Source organism: Variovorax sp. RA8, from assembly GCF_901827175.1.
In the GTDB taxonomy this organism is placed as follows: Bacteria; Pseudomonadota; Gammaproteobacteria; order Burkholderiales; family Burkholderiaceae_C; genus Variovorax.
On sequence record NZ_LR594662.1, the window covers coordinates 2,164,336 to 2,179,390 of the forward strand.

Genomic DNA, 15,055 nt, shown 5'->3' on the forward strand with positions numbered 1-15,055 from the left:
CCAGCCTGTGTCGCCCGGGGTATGCGCGCTGTCGGACTGACTCTCCCCGTCGTGTGGGATCAGTGGGCCGGCCGGCGTCTCAGGCGATTCGTCCGAACCAGAGCAGGGACAGCGTCGCCGCCGCCATCGCCAGCAATGCCGAGAGCAGCGCCAGCACGCCGGCGAGCTCGGTCTCCCGCGTCAGCACCTGCACGCGGGAGCCGAGGTTTTCATAGACGCTGCGCAGCTTCTCTGCCGTGCCGGCGTGGTGGTACTCGCCGCCGGTCATCCGCGCCACCTCGCGAAGGGTCGGTTCGTCCAGCTTCATGTAGATGGCCATGCCATCCGGCGTCGAAGCGTCGCCTTCCAGCGTCCCGAGCCCCACCACGTAGATGCGGACACCGCGATCCGCGGCCATCTTCGCCGCCGCCAGCGTATCGACGCCGGTGGTTCGACGGCCATCGCTCAGCAGGATGATCGCGGCCGAATCGTACGAGCCCGGCGCCACCGCCGTGAAGGCCCGGGGCGGCGGCTTCGCCTTGTCGTCCAGGCTGCGACCCTGCGGCTTGCTGCCGAAGTTGATGTCGCCGAGTTCGATGCCCTGGTCCGGAAACAGCTCCGCCAGGCACAGCACGATGGCGTTGCCCACCGCCGTGCCCATCTGCATCTGGAAGCCGTCGATGCCCGCGATCACGGACGCGCGGTCCAGCGTTGCGCGCTGGGCGACCTGGCTGCTGCCGGCGAAGGTGACGAGCCCGACCTCGATCTCCCTGGGCAGGTCGCGAAGGAACAGCTTGGCCGCCTCCTGCGCGGCCACCAGGCGGTTGGGCTTGACGTCGGTCACCCGCATGCTCAGCGACACGTCCATGGCCAGCATGATCGATGACCGTGCCCAGGGCAGCGGCACCCGCGCCACGGGCCGCGCCGCGGCGATCAGCAACCCCGAGCAGGCCAGCAGGAGCAGCGCAGGCGGCAGGTGCCGCCGCCACTGGCGGCCGGCCGCCGCCTCGCGCACGATGCCCACGCTGCTGTAGCGCAGGGCTGCATGACCACGGCGTTTCAGGAGCCAGACGTACACCGCAGGCAGCAATGCAAGCGCCAGCAGGAACCAGAGGTACTCGGGCCAGAGGAAGAACATGGTGGTGCGGCCAGCGCCGGCGTGCGGATGCGCAGGAATTCTCCGCAGTGCAGCAGCATCGTGCCTGCGACGGGTCGATTTCGCAACCGCGCGGCGCTGCCCCGGTCATCGCAGCGCGTGATGGCGCCATCGTTCCTCACTGGGTGCGCTCCCGCGAAACGTTCAGGGACAGCTCAACGGTCGCTGGCCGTCGAGCGCGCCTGCGCAGCGTCGTAGATGCGCGTACGCATCAATTGCAGCGCCTGGCCCCTGCCTTGGACTGCGGGAGACACAGTCGACGTCGCCGCGACAACCAGCTCCAGGCCGGGAAAGACCCAGATGAACTGTCCGCTGTACCCGCTGGCCAGGAAGGTCTGCCGCTGCGCCTTCGAGGGCACCACCCACCACCCGTAGCCATAGGACAACCCTACTGGAGCACCGCCCGCGTTCTGGGCGGCGGTGGCGTCGGCGGCAAAGGACGACGGAAGCAACTGTCGTCCCTCCCACACGCCGTTCTGGAGAAACAGCTGGCCGAGCTTGGCCATGTCTTCGGTACGCAAGCTCAAGCCGCGCTGATACGACGGCTCTTTCATCCCGAGCGGCTTCACCAGCTGTTCGTGCGCGTAGTCTGCGAAGCCGGTGCCGACTGTCTTCTGAAGAACCTCCAGCACGAGGGCCTGCGCTGCGTTGTCGTACGCGAAGCTTTGCCCGGGTGCACTGGCCATGGGCCGTGCCCAGGCATCCCCTGCGCGGCCCGGAGAGGCGGTGCCCGTCGGGTCGTTCACCTGGAAGCCGGCGGTCATCGTCAGCAGGTGACGCAGCGTGATGTCTCTCGCGCGAGGGTCCGGATTGAGCGCATCCCACTCGGGCACCAACGCCGTCACTCGCTCGTCCAGGGTGGCAATCCGGCCTTGCTTGATGGCAATCCCCACCAGCGCAGAGACGGCGCTCTTGGCAACCGACTGCACGTTGCGCAGCACCTCGGGATTCCCGTCTCGGTGGTACTGGAAGACCAGGCGGCCTCGCAGTGCGACTGCGGCACTCTGCACATCTGGAAACTCCTCGCCGATGGCCGAAGCAACGCCCTGGAACGCGGCCGCATCCAACGCCTGTTCCTGCGGTGTCGAGCTTCTCCACTGTGCGAGAACCGACGCCGGGGAAAGCAACATGGCACCTGCCAGCGCCAGGCAACCCAAGGCCGGCGGACCGAGCCAGCGTGCGGATGGGCGAGAGGGCGTCCTGCTGCAGTCTTGCTTCATTCGGTGGCCGGGCAAGGGGGCTGGCAATGCCATCGATCTTAAGCGCGGGCTCTCTTGCAAGGCCATTGCTTCGGACCTTCCGACCAAGGATCCAACTCCGAGCCTGGCAGAAGAGTTCATCGAACTTCGCCGCAGCCTTACACGTGCTTCACCTTGGGCCTGCAGTATCGGGGCTCCTGAACAACTCCTCCAAGGAGCCGCCATGAAGAAGATGTTTTTCGCAGTGGGCACCGCAGCCGTGGTTGCATTGGCCGCATTGAGCGCTCCCGCACAGGCGCAACCCCACCATGGGGACCGCGGCTATCGCCCTCACGTGATCGTCGTTCCGCCTGCACCGCCGCGGCCCATCGTCCGCCATGGCTACCACCCGCGTCATGACCATCGCGCCGACTACTATCGGCACGACCGTCGTGCCGGCTACCGCCATGCGCGCCGGGACAGCGACGGTGACGGCGTGCCCAATCGCTACGACCGCAACCCGCACAACCCGTATCGCCGCTGAGCGGAGGGGGCGGGGGCAGCCCCCGGAGGCAGAATCCGGTGTGCAGGGCCGGGCGCAGGGAAGTTGCTGGCAAACTCGGCCCCACCCCCTCCACCACCGGTACCGGCATGCGCGTCAAATCCTCTTTCCTGGCCATCGCGCTCGCGGTAGCGGCGCCTGCAATGGCGCAGCCGGCAGGCCAGGTCGACACCGCTGCCTGCAAAGCCGAGGAGGAGGCACTCGAGCAGGAAATGGCCGTGGCCCGCTCCAGGGGCCAGATGCTGCGCCGGCGGGAACTTGCCGAGGAATTGGCCGCACTGCAGGCCCGTTGCAAGACGCTGGCACCGGCACAGAGCCGGGCGGCGCGCATCGAGAGGCTGGAGCGGGAAATCCGGGGGTTGCGGCTCGAGCTCGAGCGAGCCGAGGAGGAGCTTCGCGAGCTGACGCGCGGCGGTTGACGTCGCAAGACCGGAGGGGCAACGACCCTCACGCTGCCGGACTGCCTCCCCGCGTGCTATCGGGATTTCGAACGAGCTGCGGGCAGCAACGTTTCAGCGCGGATCGCGTCGATCAGGAAACGCACGAAGCCCTTGGCCGCGTCGGACAGCGCCCGCCCGGCCAGCGTCTCCACCTCGAAATGGCGTTCGTTCATCTCCCGGTCGCGCAGCGGAACCGCCACCAGCGTCCTGGCTAGAAGCCGGGTCCGAATGGACAGCTCGCCATAGAACGCGATGCACTCGCGTGCTGCACCCGCGAAGCTCACCAGCGCATCGGCGTGGTTGCTCGACATGGCGATCCGGTACTGCAGGCCCTGCCTGCTGCAGCTGATGTCGAGCAGTTGCCGGATCGAGCTGTTGGGCAGCGGAAGTGCCAGCGGGTACGCGGCCACCTGGCTCAGGGAAAGTTGGCCCTGCCCGGCCAGCGGGTGCTCGCGGGACATGACGGCAAGGATGGGACTCGGATGGCGCAGTTCCACCTGGATGCCAGCCTCCGGAACCGAGCTCAGGGTGACGCCGACGTCCGCCTCTGCGTCGCGGATGCGGCGCGGGATGTCTCGCTGGCCGCAGACCTCCAGGTGGAAGCGGATGCCTTCGTACTTTTCCTGGAAGCGGGCGATGAGCGTCGGAATGAAATCGAAGGCGAACCCCTCGGCGCTGACCACGCGCACGAAGCCGCTGCGCAGGCCGCGTAGCGCGGAGATGTCGTTCAGCACGCGCTCGTTGTCCTGCTGCGCCCGCTTGGCGTGCGCTGCCAGCAGTTCCCCTGCGGCGTTGGGCACCATGCCGCGGGCGTGGCGTTCGAACAGCAGGCTGTCCATCTCGCGCTCGAGGCGCGCCACCTGGCGGCTCACCGCGGACGGGGCCACGTTCAGCTTCGAGGCCGCTTCCTTGACCGAGCCAGTCCGCACGACTTCGAGGAAGTAGCGCACGGCGGTCTCCTGGAGCAAATGGCCAGCCATGGGTGTGGATTGCGATTTCGGCAACGAAAGATTCTAAACATGGCGCTTGATGCAACGCATGCTCACTTCTACGATGAATGACAACTGCTCCGCGGCGCTTTCTTCCAATCCCTCTTTCTTCCGATCTGCAAGAGCCCGATGAAGATCCTCTCCCTCCTGGCCGGCTGTGCGCTGGCTTCCTGTCTAGGCATGGTCGGCACGAAAGTCGTCGCTGCCGAAGGCGACTTCCCATCGCGGCCGATCTCGCTGGTGATCCCCTTCCCGCCCGGCGGGGCCACCGACGTGCTGGGCCGTGTGATCGGAGCGCGCCTGGGCAGGGAGCTGGGCCAACCGGTGGTGATCGACAACCGCGCGGGCGCCGGGACCATCATCGGCGCGACCTACGTCTCCAAGGCCGCGCCGGACGGCTACACGCTGCTGGTGAGTTCGGGCACCACGTTCACGGTCAACCCGGCGATCCGCAGCAACCTGCCCTACGACCCGGTCAAGGGCTTCGACCCGATCGGGATCGCCGGTCGCACCGCCCTCATCCTGCTGGCGAACAAGGACGTTCCCGTGCAGAACTTCAAGCAGTTCGTCGACTACGTGAAGGCCTCGCCGGGCAAATACGCCTACGGCTCGTTCGGCAGCGGCACTACCGCGCACTTCGCCGGCGAGACCCTCCTGAATGCCGCCGGGCTGAAGATGACGCACGTGCCCTACAAGGGGAGCGCGCCGGCCATGACCGATCTCATCGGCGGGCAGATCCCGTTCAGCGTCGACACGGTGAGCGCCGCCATTCCGCAGCTGGCCGGAGGAAAGGTCAAGGCGATCGTGGTGACGACTGCGAAGCGCTCGGCGCTGCTGCCGGCCGTGCCTGCGATGGGCGAGAGCGGCTACCCCGGCATCGACATGGACACCTGGCTCATCGTCGCCGGACCCAAGGGCCTGCCGCCCGCCACCAAGGCCAGGCTCGAGAAGGCGCTGGCGGTCACCATGGCCGATCCGGACACTCGCGCGAAGCTGGTCGCGGCGGGACTGGAGCCGGCCTACAGCAACGCGGCCGCGGCCAGCGAACTGATCAACAGGGAGCTGCCGCTGATGCGTGCCGTGGCCGCCCGGTCCAACATCACGGCGGACTGAGCATGGCCATGTTCGTGCCTACGGCTGCCGGCGAACTCGTCGAGACCTCCGCGGTCGAGCTGCGCCGCCTCATCGGTACCAAGGCACTCTCGCCGGTGGAGCTGCTGGAGGCATGCATCGCGCAGATCGAGAAGGTGAACCCGTTCGTGAATGCCATCACCGCCACCTGCTTCGAGCGCGCGCGTCGCGAAGCACTCGCCGCCGAGGCGGCCGTCATGGCCGGCGACCCCCTCGGGCTTCTGCACGGGTTGCCCCTGGGCGTGAAGGATCTCGAGCCCACGGAGGGCCTTCTCACCACCTGGGGCTCGCCCCTGTTCCGCAACCATGTGCCGGCCGAGGACATCGAGCTGGTGGCGCGTCTGCGCCGGGCCGGGGCGATCGTGGCCGGGAAGACGAACGTCCCCGAGATGGGCGCGGGCGCCAACTCACGCAACGCGGTCTGGGGCGCGACCGGCAATCCCTTCAATCCGGATCTCAATGCGGGAGGATCCTCCGGCGGGTCCGCCGCCGCCCTGGCCTGCGACATGCTGCCGGTCTGCACCGGCTCCGACACCGGCGGGTCCCTCCGCATCCCCGCCGCCAAGTGCGGCGTGGTGGGTTTCAGGCCCTCCCCCGGTATCGTGCCCAGCGTGCGCAAGCTGCTGGGCTGGACGCCGATCTCGGTCGTGGGCCCGATGGGGCGAACCGTCGAGGACGCCTGCCTGCAACTGGCCGCATCGGCCGGCATGCACCCGGGCGACCCGCTGAGCTATCCGCTCGACGCGCTTTCCTTCCAGAAGCCCGCCGACGTCGACCTGAGCCGGCTGCGCGTGGCATGGACAGAGGACTTCGGCACCTGTGCGGTGGACGAGAACATCCGCATCACCTTCCGCCGCAAGATCGAGAGCATGCGGCATCACTTCCAGCGCTGCGACGAGATCCGGCTCGACCTCGGCGAGGTTCACAAGTGCTTCGACGTGCTGCGCGCCGAGGCCTTCGTCGCTGGCATGCAGGCTGCGTACGAGAAGGACCCGAACAACCTCGGCCCCAACTCCCGCGCGAACTACGAGATGGGCCTGCGGATGAGCCTGCTGGACAGCGCCTGGGCGCAGGCCGAGCAGACCCGCCTGATCCGGAAGTTCCAGGACGTCTTCGCGGATGTCGACCTGATCCTGTCGCCCACCACGCCCGTCTCGCCCTTTCCGTGGACGCAGCTCTACGCGGACACGATCAACGGCGAACGGCAGGAGAACTATTACCGCTGGCTGGCGCTGACCTACGTGGTGACGCTGGTCACCCATCCCGCGCTCTCGCTGCCGTGCGGTGTCGATCATGCGGGCATGCCCTTCGGGCTGCAGATCGTCGGGGGCTTCAGATCAGACCATCAGGTCCTGGGCGCCGCGCACGCGATGGAGCGGGCGTTCTCGTCGAGCGCCGAGCTTCGCCGCCCGCGCCCGGACCTGCACGCACTGGTGAAGTCGCGGCCGCAGCCGCCACTCCGATCCATCGTCACCGCCGCGCCCGATGCGCAGCCTGCTGCGAGTGCCTCGGACCGGGCGTCGGTTTCGGTGGTCTAACGTGAACTAGCCCAGCGCCAGCCGCGTCCCCATCCCGCCCACCGCCTTGCGGATCCCGTCCGGCCCGTAGAAGGGCAGGGCCGCCGCTTGCAGGTAGTGCAGCGCGTTTCGCGTGAAGTCGAGGTGGCCATGGACCATGGCGCCGTTGCGGCGGTTGCCGGCCTTGGCGCGCTCGGCGAGCTGCAGCAGGGCGGCCCAGGCCTCCTGCGCGGTGGTCCCGGCCGCCGTCGCGGCGGCGTCGGCTCCGGCGCGGCCGGGTTCGAAGCCCATCGCCACCTGGGCCGATTCGCGGGCCCGGTCCAGCGCCGTCATGCGGTCGAGCAGGGCGGCCTTGCGTTCGGTGAGCGGCGCCAGGTCGTTGAAGAGGCCGTCCTGCATGGCCCGCTCCTCCTGCGCCAGCACGCCGAGGAACTCTTCCACGCAGGCCTTCTCGGCCAGCAGATGGGGCAGCAGCATGGCACTCATCTTTCTCAGCCCTCGTTCTTGCCGCTGAGCAGGTCGCGCACGTTCTTCAGGAGGCCGTCGGCGATGCGCTCGGGATGCACCGTGTACTCGCCGGCGAGGATGGCCTTGCGGATGTCGGCGACGCGCGCCGCATCGAAGTCGGTGTTCGGGCCGCTGGGCAGCGAATGAACCTGGGCCGAGGACAGCTGCACTGCGTCCTTGGCCTGTTCGGCGGCCTCGGCGCCGGCGGCCGGCTGGGCCTTGGCGCCCTTGGCGGTGCGGGAGATGGAGGTGGCCGAGGAGGCGGGTTGGTCGATTTTCAAGATGGTTCCTCAAAGGGCTGATCGCTTTATCGGCAGGCCAGGCACGAACTTTAGGGTCGAAGTACGGGAGGGTTGTAACGGCCCCTCATTGGGCCAGCCGGATCTGGCCCTCCTCGTCGGCCACCCCGCTGACCAGGCGGCCGTCCCGGGTCTTGGCCCGGACGGCGGCGCCGATCTCCGCGCGGCTCAGGGCGCGCGCCTCGGTGCTGACGGTGAAGCCGACCCCTTCCGCGACCACCTGCACCGTCTGGCCCTGCTGGATCACGACCGTGCCGCGCAACTGCTCGCGCCGCAGCGGCGCGCCGGGCGCGATGCGGTTGGCGGCCACCAAACCCTTGAGCTCGGCGGGGTCGCCCAGGATCGACTTCGGCAGCGCCGTCAGGTCCCCGGTGCGCGCCGCCACGTCGCCGGCACGCAGCGGCTGGCCGGCCTCGATGGCGCGTGCGGCCACCAGGTAGCGGCCTTCGAGCGCGACGTGCGCCTGCACGTAGCGCGTCCAGGGCCGCTCGCCCGGGCAGCGCAGGCCGACCGAGACGCGGCCCCAGGCGGAGGCTCCGTTCGGCAGGAATGCTTCGAGCGCCTCGCAGGCCGGCAGGGGCGAGCGCAGCGTCACGCGGATGCGGGCCTGGCCCGGCAGGCCGGCGGTCTGTGTCTTCAGGAACTGCTCGACCACGCCGCGCGCATCGCCGCCGTCCGGCGGCGCGGCCGAGCTGGCGCCGGCGCTCAGGCCGCCAGCCAGGACGACCGAGAGAAAGCGAAGGAATAGGCGGGTCTTGTCCATCATCGGTGGGTCAGATTCTAGGAACCGAAGGGCTCGCGGCAAGGTGCGAAGTGCACGCCAAATGCCCCTTTGTTCGACCCATTGCAAAAGCGGGTCGTGCATAGACTCGCTTTCCATCTGTCGCCACGCCTTCCCCTGGCCGCGACGCCAACGATGGAGCTCCCATGATCGACAAGCTGGATGCAGCGCTTCGGTTCAGCCGCGAAGCCCTGAACCTCCGGGTCCAGCGCCAGGAAGTGCTGGCCGCCAATATCGCCCATGCCGACACGCCCAACTACAAGGCACGGGACTTCGACTTCGCGAGCCGGCTCAGCCAGGCCGTGGAGCAGGGCCGCGGCGGCGCCTCGATGAGCATGGCCACCACCTCGGCGCGCCACCTGCACGGTGAGGCCTCGGCGATGCCCGATGCCGACCTGCTCTACCGCGTGCCGGCGCAGTCCAGCATCGACGGCAACACCGTCGAGATGGATGCCGAACGCATCGCCTTCGCCGACAACGCGATGCGCTACGAGGCCAACCTCACGGTCATGAGCGCCAAGATCAAGTCGCTGCTGGCGGCGGCGCAGCAATAAGGAGCCGCGATGCCATTGCCCAGCGCCTCCATGAACATCTTCGACGTCGCCGGCTCCGCGATGGCCGCGCAGTCGCAGCGCATGAACGTGACCGCGAGCAACCTGGCCAACGCCGAGAGCGTGGCCGGCCCCGACGGCCAGCCCTACCGCGCCAAGCAGGTCATGTTCGAGGTCGCGGCCTCGGGCCAGCAGGACATCGGCGGCGTGAAGGTCTCCGGCGTGGTCGAGGACAGCTCGCCCCCCAGGATGGTCTACGACCCCAAGAGCCCGCATGCCAACGCGCAGGGCTACGTGAGCATGCCCAACGTGAACGTCGTCGAGGAGATGACCAACATGATCTCCGCCTCGCGCAGCTACCAGGCCAACGTCGAGGTGCTCAACACCGCCAAGACGCTGATGCTCAAGACCCTGACGGTCGGCCAGTAATCCTTCGACAACAAGCAAGCCCCCCGCCATGGCCATCAACGACGCCCTCTCTTCCCTCAACGGAACCAGCTCGACCACCCAGAACAGCAACACCGTGAGCGGCTCCGACAGCGAACAGCGCTTCCTCAAGCTGCTGGTGACGCAGCTCAACAACCAGGACCCGCTCAACCCCATGGAAAACGCCGAGCTCACCTCGCAGCTTGCGCAGATGAGCACGGTCAGCGGCATCGAGAAGCTCAACAGCACGCTGTCCGGCCTGGTCAACCAGACCGGCTCCAACCAGGTGCTGCAGGCCGCGTCCCTGATCGGCTACAACGTGCTCTCGCCCGGCAACCAGATCGGCACCTCCGCGCCCAAGGACGGCGAGGAGCCCGCGCCCGTGCCCTTCGCGGTGCAGTTGCCCGGCACGGCCGGCGACGTGCAGGTCAAGATCGTCGATGCCGCAGGCCATACCGTGCGCACCCTCGAACTCGGCTCCATGACCGAGGGCGTCAACGCCGTCACCTGGGACGGCAAGGCCGACGACGGCTCCGCGGTGCCGGCCGGCAACTACAGCTTCTCCGTGGTCGCCACCAACGACGGCACGAACGTCGAGGCCACCGCGCTCACCTTCGCGCAGGTCGCGGCCGTCAAGCAGGGCGCGAACGGGGTCACGCTGGAGTTGGCCAACGGCCGCAGCATCAGTCTCGACGACGTCCGCATGTACCTCTGAACTCTTCTCTCCCGGGCCTCTCGCGTGGACGCAGGGGCCGCTTCATCCACGCACAGCAACAAGGATCGATCATGAGTTTCTCCCAGGGCATCAGCGGCCTGAACGTGGCCGCCGCCAACCTCGACGTCATCGGCAACAACATCGCCAACTCGGGCACCGTGGGCTACAAGTCGGCGGCCGCCACCTTCCAGGACATCTACGCCGGTTCGCGCATCGGGCTCGGCGCCTCGGTCTCGGGCGTGGTGCAGAACTTCACCCAGGGCGTCACGCAGACCAGCAGCCGCCCGCTCGACGTGGCCATCCTCAACGGCGACGGCTTCTTCCGCCTCTCCAGCCCCAGCGGCGAAGTCATGTACTCGCGCAACGGCCAGTTCACCCGCGACAAGGAAGGCTTCATCGTCAACAGCCAGGGCCTGCGCCTCACCGGCTACGGCGTGACGGCGGCCGGCGGCCTCTCCGGCGGCACGCCCACCGCACTGCAGGTGCAGACCACCTCGATGAACCCGAACGCGACCACCGGCGTGCAAGCCGAGTTCAACCTCGATTCGCGCCTGGCCGTGCCGAGCAAGACGCCCTTCGATGCCGCCGACTCCGGCACCTTCAACTACTCCAACTCCATCGGCCCGGTGTACGACTCGCTGGGCAACCCGCACGAGCTCACCGCCTACTTCGTGAAGACCGGGCCCAACGCCTGGAGCGTGTACGCCCAGGGCGACGGCGCGGCCATCGGCGCCGGCGCCATCACCAATCTCACCTTCGACACCAACGGCAATCTCACGGCTCCTGCCGGCGGGACCTTCAACATCGCGGGCCTGGACTTCGGCAACGGCTCGGCCGTCATGAACATGGCCGTGGACCTGTCGGGCACCACCCAGTTCGGCAATGCCAACGGCATGACCAAGCTCAGCCAGGACGGCTACACCTCCGGCACGCTGACCGCCTTCTCGATCAATCCCGACGGCACCATCACCGGCAAGTTCTCGAACGAGCAGACCAAGCTGATGGGCCAGGTGGTGCTGTCCAGCTTCGCCAACCCCAACGGCCTGGAGCCCAAGGGCGGCAACGCCTGGGCCGAGACGCAGGCCTCGGGCTCGGCGCTCACCGGCACGCCGGGCGAGGGCACCAAGCAGGGCTCGCTCGAATCGGGCGCGCTCGAGGCATCCAACGTGGACCTCACCTCCGAACTGGTGAACCTGATCGTTGCCCAGCGCAGCTACCAAGCCAACGCGCAGACGGTGAAGACGCAGGACCAGGTGGTCCAGACGCTCATCAACATCCGCTGAGCGGCCGCAGGAGTAGCACCCAGTGGACCGCATGCTCTATGTCGCCATGAGCGGCGCCAAGCAGGCCATGGAACAGCAGGCCTCGGTCGCCAACAACATGGCGAACGTCTCGACGCCGGGCTTTCGCGCGCAGGTCAACAGCTTCCGCGCGGTGCCGGTGGTGGGCGAGGAGCCGACCACGCGCGCCTTCGTGGTCGCCACCACGCCGGGCGCCGACTTCAGCCACGGCCCGCTGACGCAGACCGGCCGCGAGCTCGATGTCGCGGTCCAGGGCGACGGCTGGCTGGTGGTGCAGACGCCGGACGGTGGCGAGGCCTACACCCGCGTGGGCAACCTGCAGGTCGGCGCCGACGGCCAACTGCTGACCATGGGCGCGCGTCCTGTGGTGGGCGAGGGCGGCGCGCTGGTGGTGCCGCCCGGCTCCCAGGTGCAGATCGCCGCCAACGGCGCCATCACCGCGCGTGGCGCGGGCGATCCGCTGGTGGGCGTGGCCGAGGTCGGCCGCCTCAAGCTGGTCAACCCGCCGACCGCGGACCTGGTGCGCGGCGAGGACGGCCTGTTCCGCATGCGCGAGGGCCTGCCGCCGGCCGAGGCCGACGCGGCCGTGGCCGTGGTCAGCGGCGCGGTCGAGGGCAGCAATGTCAATCCGGTCGAGGCCATGGTTTCCATGATCGCCCAGGCGCGCAGCTTCGAGATGCAGATGAAGTCGATGCAGACCGCGAACGAGAACGCCCAGTCGGCCAACAAGCTCCTCGCGTACGGCTGATCCCCATTCAGAAACAAGGACCCACACACCATGACACGTTCGCTCGAAATCGCGAGGACCGGCCTCGATGCCCAGCAAGCCCAGCTGGACGTGATATCCAACAACCTGGCCAACGTCGGCACCACCGGCTTCAAGCGCAGCCGCGTGGTGTTCGAGGACCTGATGTACCAGAACCTGCGCCAGGTCGGCGGCCAGACCTCCGACCAGACGCGCCTGCCTTCCGGACTGCAGGTGGGCACCGGCGTGCGGGTGGTCGCTACCGAGCGCCTCCATGCGCAGGGCAACATGACCAAGACCGACAACCCCAAGGACGTGGCCATCAACGGCGACGGCTTCTTCCAGGTGCTGATGCCCGATGGCACGACCGCCTACACACGCGACGGCTCCTTCCAGACCGACCGCGACGGCCAGCTGGTCACCGCGAGCGGCTTCCCGATTCAGCCGGCCATCACCATTCCGCAGAACGCGACCGGCCTGACCATCGGACGCGACGGCATGGTGTCCGTCACGCAGGCGGGCAGCACCGCGACCGTGCAGATCGGCCAGCTGCAGCTCGCGACTTTCCTCAACCCTACGGGCCTTCAGAGCCTGGGCGAGAACCTGTATGCCGAAACCGATTCCTCCGGCGCGCCCAATCAGCTCAATCCGGGATTGGAGGGCGCGGGCATCCTCAGCCAGGGCTACGTGGAATCGTCCAACGTGAACGTGGTCGAGGAGCTCGTCAACATGATCAAGACGCAGCGCGCGTACGAGATCAACAGCAAGGCGGTGCAGACCTCCGACCAGATGCTGCAAAGGCTGGCCCAGCTATGACCTCCCGCAGGTTGGCCCGGTTCCGCGGTGTCGCTGGAAGGGGTGTGGTGGCGTTGTTGGGTGTCTTGCTGGCCGCCGGCTGCGCGCAGATCCCGCGCGAGCCGCTGGTGCACCAGCCGATGACGGCGCGCGCCAACCCCTACGCGCCCCTGCCGGCGCCGCGCGCCACCGGCGCCATCTTCCGCGACGGGCCGGGCGCCAATGCGCTGTTCGAGGACCGCCGGCCGCGCAACATCGGCGACATCCTGACCATCGTCATCAGCGAGAAGGTCAATGCCAGCAAGAACTCGGGTGCCAACGCCAGCCGCAACGGCAGCCTCACCGCCGCGTTCCCGACCATTCCCAAGTTGCTCGGTGGGCTGCTGGACGACCAGGACGCCAAGCTCTCGGGCAACAACATCCTCACCGCCAAGGGCGGCGCCAACGCCAATAACACCTTCAACGGCGTGATCACCGTCACCGTGGTGGACGTGATGCCCAACGGCAACCTGCTGGTGTCCGGCGAGAAGCAGATGGGCATCAACCAGGGCACCGAGTTCATCCGCTTCTCGGGCGTGGTGAACCCGCGCACCGTCTCGGGCAGCAACACCGTGCCCTCCACGCTGGTGGCCGATGCGCGCATCGAGTACACGGCCAAGGGCTACATCGACGAGGCGCAGCACATGGGCTGGATGCAGCGCTTCTTCCTGAACGTCATGCCGTTCTGATGGCTCTCCCCCAGGTTGGCTCACTTCGTGTAGCCGCCCACCCCCTCACCGGGGGCGACACCAGCGGCCCGGCAAAGCCGGTTCCGCGGTGTCCCCCGAACGCGGCCCGTTCCGGTGCCGCTCTGAAAGAGAGAGTTTGTTTATGAGCTTGTCGCGATATTTGATGACCGGGATTGCAGCGCTTTGTGTGTTGACGTCTCCCGCGCATGCCGAGCGCATCAAGGAGCTGGCCAGCATCCAGGGCGTGCGCGACAACCCGCTGATCGGCTACGGCCTGATGGTGGGCCTCGACGGCACGGGCGACCAGACCATGCAGACGCCCTTCACCACGCAGAGCCTGAACAACATGCTGCAGCAGCTGGGCATCAGCATCCCGGCGGGCGTGAACATGCAGCTCAAGAACGTGGCGGCGGTGATGGTCACGGCCACGCTGCCGTCCTTCGCGCGGCCGGGCCAGACCATCGACGTCACGGTCTCCTCCATGGGCAACGCCAAGAGCCTGCGCGGCGGCACGTTGCTGATGACGCCGCTCAAGGGCGTGGACGGCGCGACCTATGCGATCGCGCAGGGCAACATGGTGGTGGGCGGCGCCGGTGCCTCGGCCAGCGGCAGCAAGGTGCAGATCAACCAGTTGAGCTCGGGCCGCATTCCCGGCGGCGCGCTGGTGGAGCGCACGGTGGAAGCGCCGGTGGGCGGCGAGGGCACCTTCTCGCTCGAGCTCAACCGCTCCGACTTCGGCACCGCGCAGCGCGTGGTGGAAGCCATCAACCGCCAACTCGGCCCCGGCATCGCCGAAGCGGCCGATGCCCGCATGATCCGCGTGCGTGCCCCGCAGACGCAGGAGCGCGTCGGCTTCCTTGCCCGCCTGGAGAACATCGAGGTGACGCCGATGCAGGCGGTGGCCCGCGTGGTGATCAACGCGCGCACCGGCTCGGTGGTGATGAACCAGGCGGTGCGCGTCAACGACTGCGCGGTGGCGCACGGCAATCTCTCGGTCGTCATCAACACCGAACCCGTGATCAGCCAGCCCGGGCCCTTCTCGGGCGGCTCCACGGTCGTGGCGCAAACATCGCAGATCTCGGTCTCGCAGGGCGGGGGCGCGCTGCAGATGGTGCGTGGCGGAGCCTCGCTCTCGGACGTCATCAAGGGCCTGAACAGCCTGGGCGCCAATCCGCAGGACCTGGTTTCCATCCTGCAGGCGATGAAGAGCGCGGGCGCACTGCGCGCAGAACTCGAGATCATCTGAGGCCGCGGC

At 68.2% G+C, this 15,055-nt stretch carries 18 protein-coding genes; 12 read left to right on the plus strand and 6 right to left on the minus strand.

The features are described 5' to 3' along the window. Nucleotides 1-79 precede the first annotated feature (79 nt). Both E5P3_RS10295 and E5P3_RS10300 read right to left on the minus strand, forming a co-directional pair. Nucleotides 80-1,117 (minus strand): VWA domain-containing protein, encoded by a 1,038-nt coding sequence (locus E5P3_RS10295; protein WP_162585881.1) that lies wholly within the window; start codon nt 1,115-1,117, stop codon nt 80-82. A gap of 173 nt (nt 1,118-1,290) precedes the next feature. Next, nucleotides 1,291-2,265 (minus strand): serine hydrolase domain-containing protein, encoded by a 975-nt coding sequence (locus tag E5P3_RS10300; RefSeq protein ID WP_162585882.1) that lies wholly within the window; start codon nt 2,263-2,265, stop codon nt 1,291-1,293. Nucleotides 2,266-2,557: 292 nt separating this feature from the next. Here E5P3_RS10300 and E5P3_RS10305 point away from each other — a divergent pair, with 292 nt between their 5' ends. Together E5P3_RS10305 and E5P3_RS10310 are read left to right on the plus strand one after the other, a co-directional pair. Next, nucleotides 2,558-2,857: a hypothetical protein gene (locus tag E5P3_RS10305; RefSeq protein WP_162585883.1), complete on the plus strand. Its 300-nt coding sequence runs from the start codon at nt 2,558-2,560 to the stop codon at nt 2,855-2,857. A 107-nt stretch (nt 2,858-2,964) separates the two neighbouring features. Further along, nucleotides 2,965-3,294 carry a DUF1090 family protein gene (locus E5P3_RS10310; protein ID WP_162585884.1) on the plus strand — a complete coding sequence of 110 codons (330 nt, stop codon included), beginning with the start codon at nt 2,965-2,967 and terminating at the stop codon, nt 3,292-3,294. A 56-nt stretch (nt 3,295-3,350) separates the two neighbouring features. Here E5P3_RS10310 and E5P3_RS10315 read toward each other — a convergent pair whose 3' ends face one another. After that, nucleotides 3,351-4,295: a LysR family transcriptional regulator gene (locus E5P3_RS10315; RefSeq protein ID WP_162585885.1), complete on the minus strand. Its 945-nt coding sequence runs from the start codon at nt 4,293-4,295 to the stop codon at nt 3,351-3,353. Between the two features lie 138 nt (nt 4,296-4,433). On the opposite strand from E5P3_RS10315, the gene E5P3_RS10320 reads away from it, so the two are divergent. Continuing rightward, a complete protein-coding gene (locus E5P3_RS10320) occupies nt 4,434-5,417 on the plus strand; it encodes a Bug family tripartite tricarboxylate transporter substrate binding protein (protein ID WP_162585886.1) in 984 nt (327 codons plus the stop codon). 8 nt (nt 5,418-5,425) lie between these two features. After that, nucleotides 5,426-6,973 (plus strand): amidase, encoded by a 1,548-nt coding sequence (locus E5P3_RS10325; protein WP_162585887.1) that lies wholly within the window; start codon nt 5,426-5,428, stop codon nt 6,971-6,973. Nucleotides 6,974-6,979: 6 nt separating this feature from the next. Here E5P3_RS10325 and E5P3_RS10330 read toward each other — a convergent pair whose 3' ends face one another. The 3 genes from E5P3_RS10330 to flgA all read right to left on the minus strand — a co-directional run bounded on the left by E5P3_RS10330 (nt 6,980) and on the right by flgA (nt 8,524). Beyond that, nucleotides 6,980-7,429, minus strand: coding sequence for a flagella synthesis protein FlgN (locus tag E5P3_RS10330; RefSeq protein WP_232073070.1), 450 nt, complete (start codon nt 7,427-7,429; stop codon nt 6,980-6,982). 14 nt (nt 7,430-7,443) lie between these two features. Next, nucleotides 7,444-7,740 carry a flagellar biosynthesis anti-sigma factor FlgM gene (flgM, locus tag E5P3_RS10335; protein WP_162585888.1) on the minus strand — a complete coding sequence of 99 codons (297 nt, stop codon included), beginning with the start codon at nt 7,738-7,740 and terminating at the stop codon, nt 7,444-7,446. Nucleotides 7,741-7,825: 85 nt separating this feature from the next. After that, nucleotides 7,826-8,524, minus strand: a complete 699-nt coding sequence (gene flgA, locus E5P3_RS10340) for a flagellar basal body P-ring formation chaperone FlgA (RefSeq protein ID WP_162585889.1) — start codon at nt 8,522-8,524, stop codon at nt 7,826-7,828. A gap of 161 nt (nt 8,525-8,685) precedes the next feature. Between flgA and flgB the strand changes: the two genes are divergently transcribed. The 8 genes from flgB (at nt 8,686) to E5P3_RS10380 (ending at nt 15,046) form a co-directional block, all read left to right on the plus strand. Continuing rightward, nucleotides 8,686-9,093, plus strand: coding sequence for a flagellar basal body rod protein FlgB (flgB, locus tag E5P3_RS10345; protein ID WP_162585890.1), 408 nt, complete (start codon nt 8,686-8,688; stop codon nt 9,091-9,093). A gap of 9 nt (nt 9,094-9,102) precedes the next feature. Beyond that, nucleotides 9,103-9,519, plus strand: coding sequence for a flagellar basal body rod protein FlgC (gene flgC / locus E5P3_RS10350; RefSeq protein WP_162585891.1), 417 nt, complete (start codon nt 9,103-9,105; stop codon nt 9,517-9,519). A 28-nt stretch (nt 9,520-9,547) separates the two neighbouring features. Then, nucleotides 9,548-10,231: a flagellar hook assembly protein FlgD gene (locus E5P3_RS10355; RefSeq protein WP_162585892.1), complete on the plus strand. Its 684-nt coding sequence runs from the start codon at nt 9,548-9,550 to the stop codon at nt 10,229-10,231. Nucleotides 10,232-10,302: 71 nt separating this feature from the next. After that, nucleotides 10,303-11,514 carry a flagellar hook protein FlgE gene (gene flgE / locus E5P3_RS10360; RefSeq protein ID WP_162585893.1) on the plus strand — a complete coding sequence of 404 codons (1,212 nt, stop codon included), beginning with the start codon at nt 10,303-10,305 and terminating at the stop codon, nt 11,512-11,514. Nucleotides 11,515-11,536: 22 nt separating this feature from the next. Beyond that, the gene (gene flgF / locus E5P3_RS10365; RefSeq protein ID WP_162585894.1) at nt 11,537-12,280 is read left to right on the plus strand and encodes a flagellar basal-body rod protein FlgF; all 744 of its coding nucleotides are present in this window, start codon (nt 11,537-11,539) and stop codon (nt 12,278-12,280) included. 30 nt (nt 12,281-12,310) lie between these two features. After that, a complete protein-coding gene (gene flgG / locus E5P3_RS10370; protein ID WP_068675577.1) occupies nt 12,311-13,093 on the plus strand; it encodes a flagellar basal-body rod protein FlgG in 783 nt (260 codons plus the stop codon). Beyond that, nucleotides 13,090-13,800, plus strand: coding sequence for a flagellar basal body L-ring protein FlgH (locus E5P3_RS10375; RefSeq protein WP_162585895.1), 711 nt, complete (start codon nt 13,090-13,092; stop codon nt 13,798-13,800). Before flgG ends, E5P3_RS10375 begins: the two co-directional genes overlap by 4 nt. A gap of 142 nt (nt 13,801-13,942) precedes the next feature. Then, the gene (locus E5P3_RS10380; protein ID WP_162585896.1) at nt 13,943-15,046 is read left to right on the plus strand and encodes a flagellar basal body P-ring protein FlgI; all 1,104 of its coding nucleotides are present in this window, start codon (nt 13,943-13,945) and stop codon (nt 15,044-15,046) included. Nucleotides 15,047-15,055: the final 9 nt, after the last annotated feature.

Excerpts from the sequence above, each read along its gene's own strand:
- E5P3_RS10295 (WP_162585881.1), bottom strand. The coding sequence starts at position 1,117 with ATGTTCTTCCTCTGGCCCGAGTACCTCTGGTTCCTGCTGGCGCTTGCA.
- E5P3_RS10300 (WP_162585882.1), bottom strand. The coding sequence starts at position 2,265 with ATGTTGCTTTCCCCGGCGTCGGTTCTCGCACAGTGGAGAAGCTCGACA.
- E5P3_RS10305 (WP_162585883.1), top strand. The coding sequence starts at position 2,558 with ATGAAGAAGATGTTTTTCGCAGTGGGCACCGCAGCCGTGGTTGCATTG.
- E5P3_RS10310 (WP_162585884.1), top strand. The coding sequence starts at position 2,965 with ATGCGCGTCAAATCCTCTTTCCTGGCCATCGCGCTCGCGGTAGCGGCG.
- E5P3_RS10315 (WP_162585885.1), bottom strand. The coding sequence starts at position 4,295 with ATGGCTGGCCATTTGCTCCAGGAGACCGCCGTGCGCTACTTCCTCGAA.
- E5P3_RS10320 (WP_162585886.1), top strand. The coding sequence starts at position 4,434 with ATGAAGATCCTCTCCCTCCTGGCCGGCTGTGCGCTGGCTTCCTGTCTA.
- E5P3_RS10325 (WP_162585887.1), top strand. The coding sequence starts at position 5,426 with ATGTTCGTGCCTACGGCTGCCGGCGAACTCGTCGAGACCTCCGCGGTC.
- E5P3_RS10330 (WP_232073070.1), bottom strand. The coding sequence starts at position 7,429 with ATGCTGCTGCCCCATCTGCTGGCCGAGAAGGCCTGCGTGGAAGAGTTC.
- flgA (WP_162585889.1), bottom strand. The coding sequence starts at position 8,524 with ATGATGGACAAGACCCGCCTATTCCTTCGCTTTCTCTCGGTCGTCCTG.
- flgB (WP_162585890.1), top strand. The coding sequence starts at position 8,686 with ATGATCGACAAGCTGGATGCAGCGCTTCGGTTCAGCCGCGAAGCCCTG.
- flgC (WP_162585891.1), top strand. The coding sequence starts at position 9,103 with ATGCCATTGCCCAGCGCCTCCATGAACATCTTCGACGTCGCCGGCTCC.
- E5P3_RS10355 (WP_162585892.1), top strand. The coding sequence starts at position 9,548 with ATGGCCATCAACGACGCCCTCTCTTCCCTCAACGGAACCAGCTCGACC.
- flgE (WP_162585893.1), top strand. The coding sequence starts at position 10,303 with ATGAGTTTCTCCCAGGGCATCAGCGGCCTGAACGTGGCCGCCGCCAAC.
- flgG (WP_068675577.1), top strand. The coding sequence starts at position 12,311 with ATGACACGTTCGCTCGAAATCGCGAGGACCGGCCTCGATGCCCAGCAA.
- E5P3_RS10375 (WP_162585895.1), top strand. The coding sequence starts at position 13,090 with ATGACCTCCCGCAGGTTGGCCCGGTTCCGCGGTGTCGCTGGAAGGGGT.
- E5P3_RS10380 (WP_162585896.1), top strand. The coding sequence starts at position 13,943 with ATGAGCTTGTCGCGATATTTGATGACCGGGATTGCAGCGCTTTGTGTG.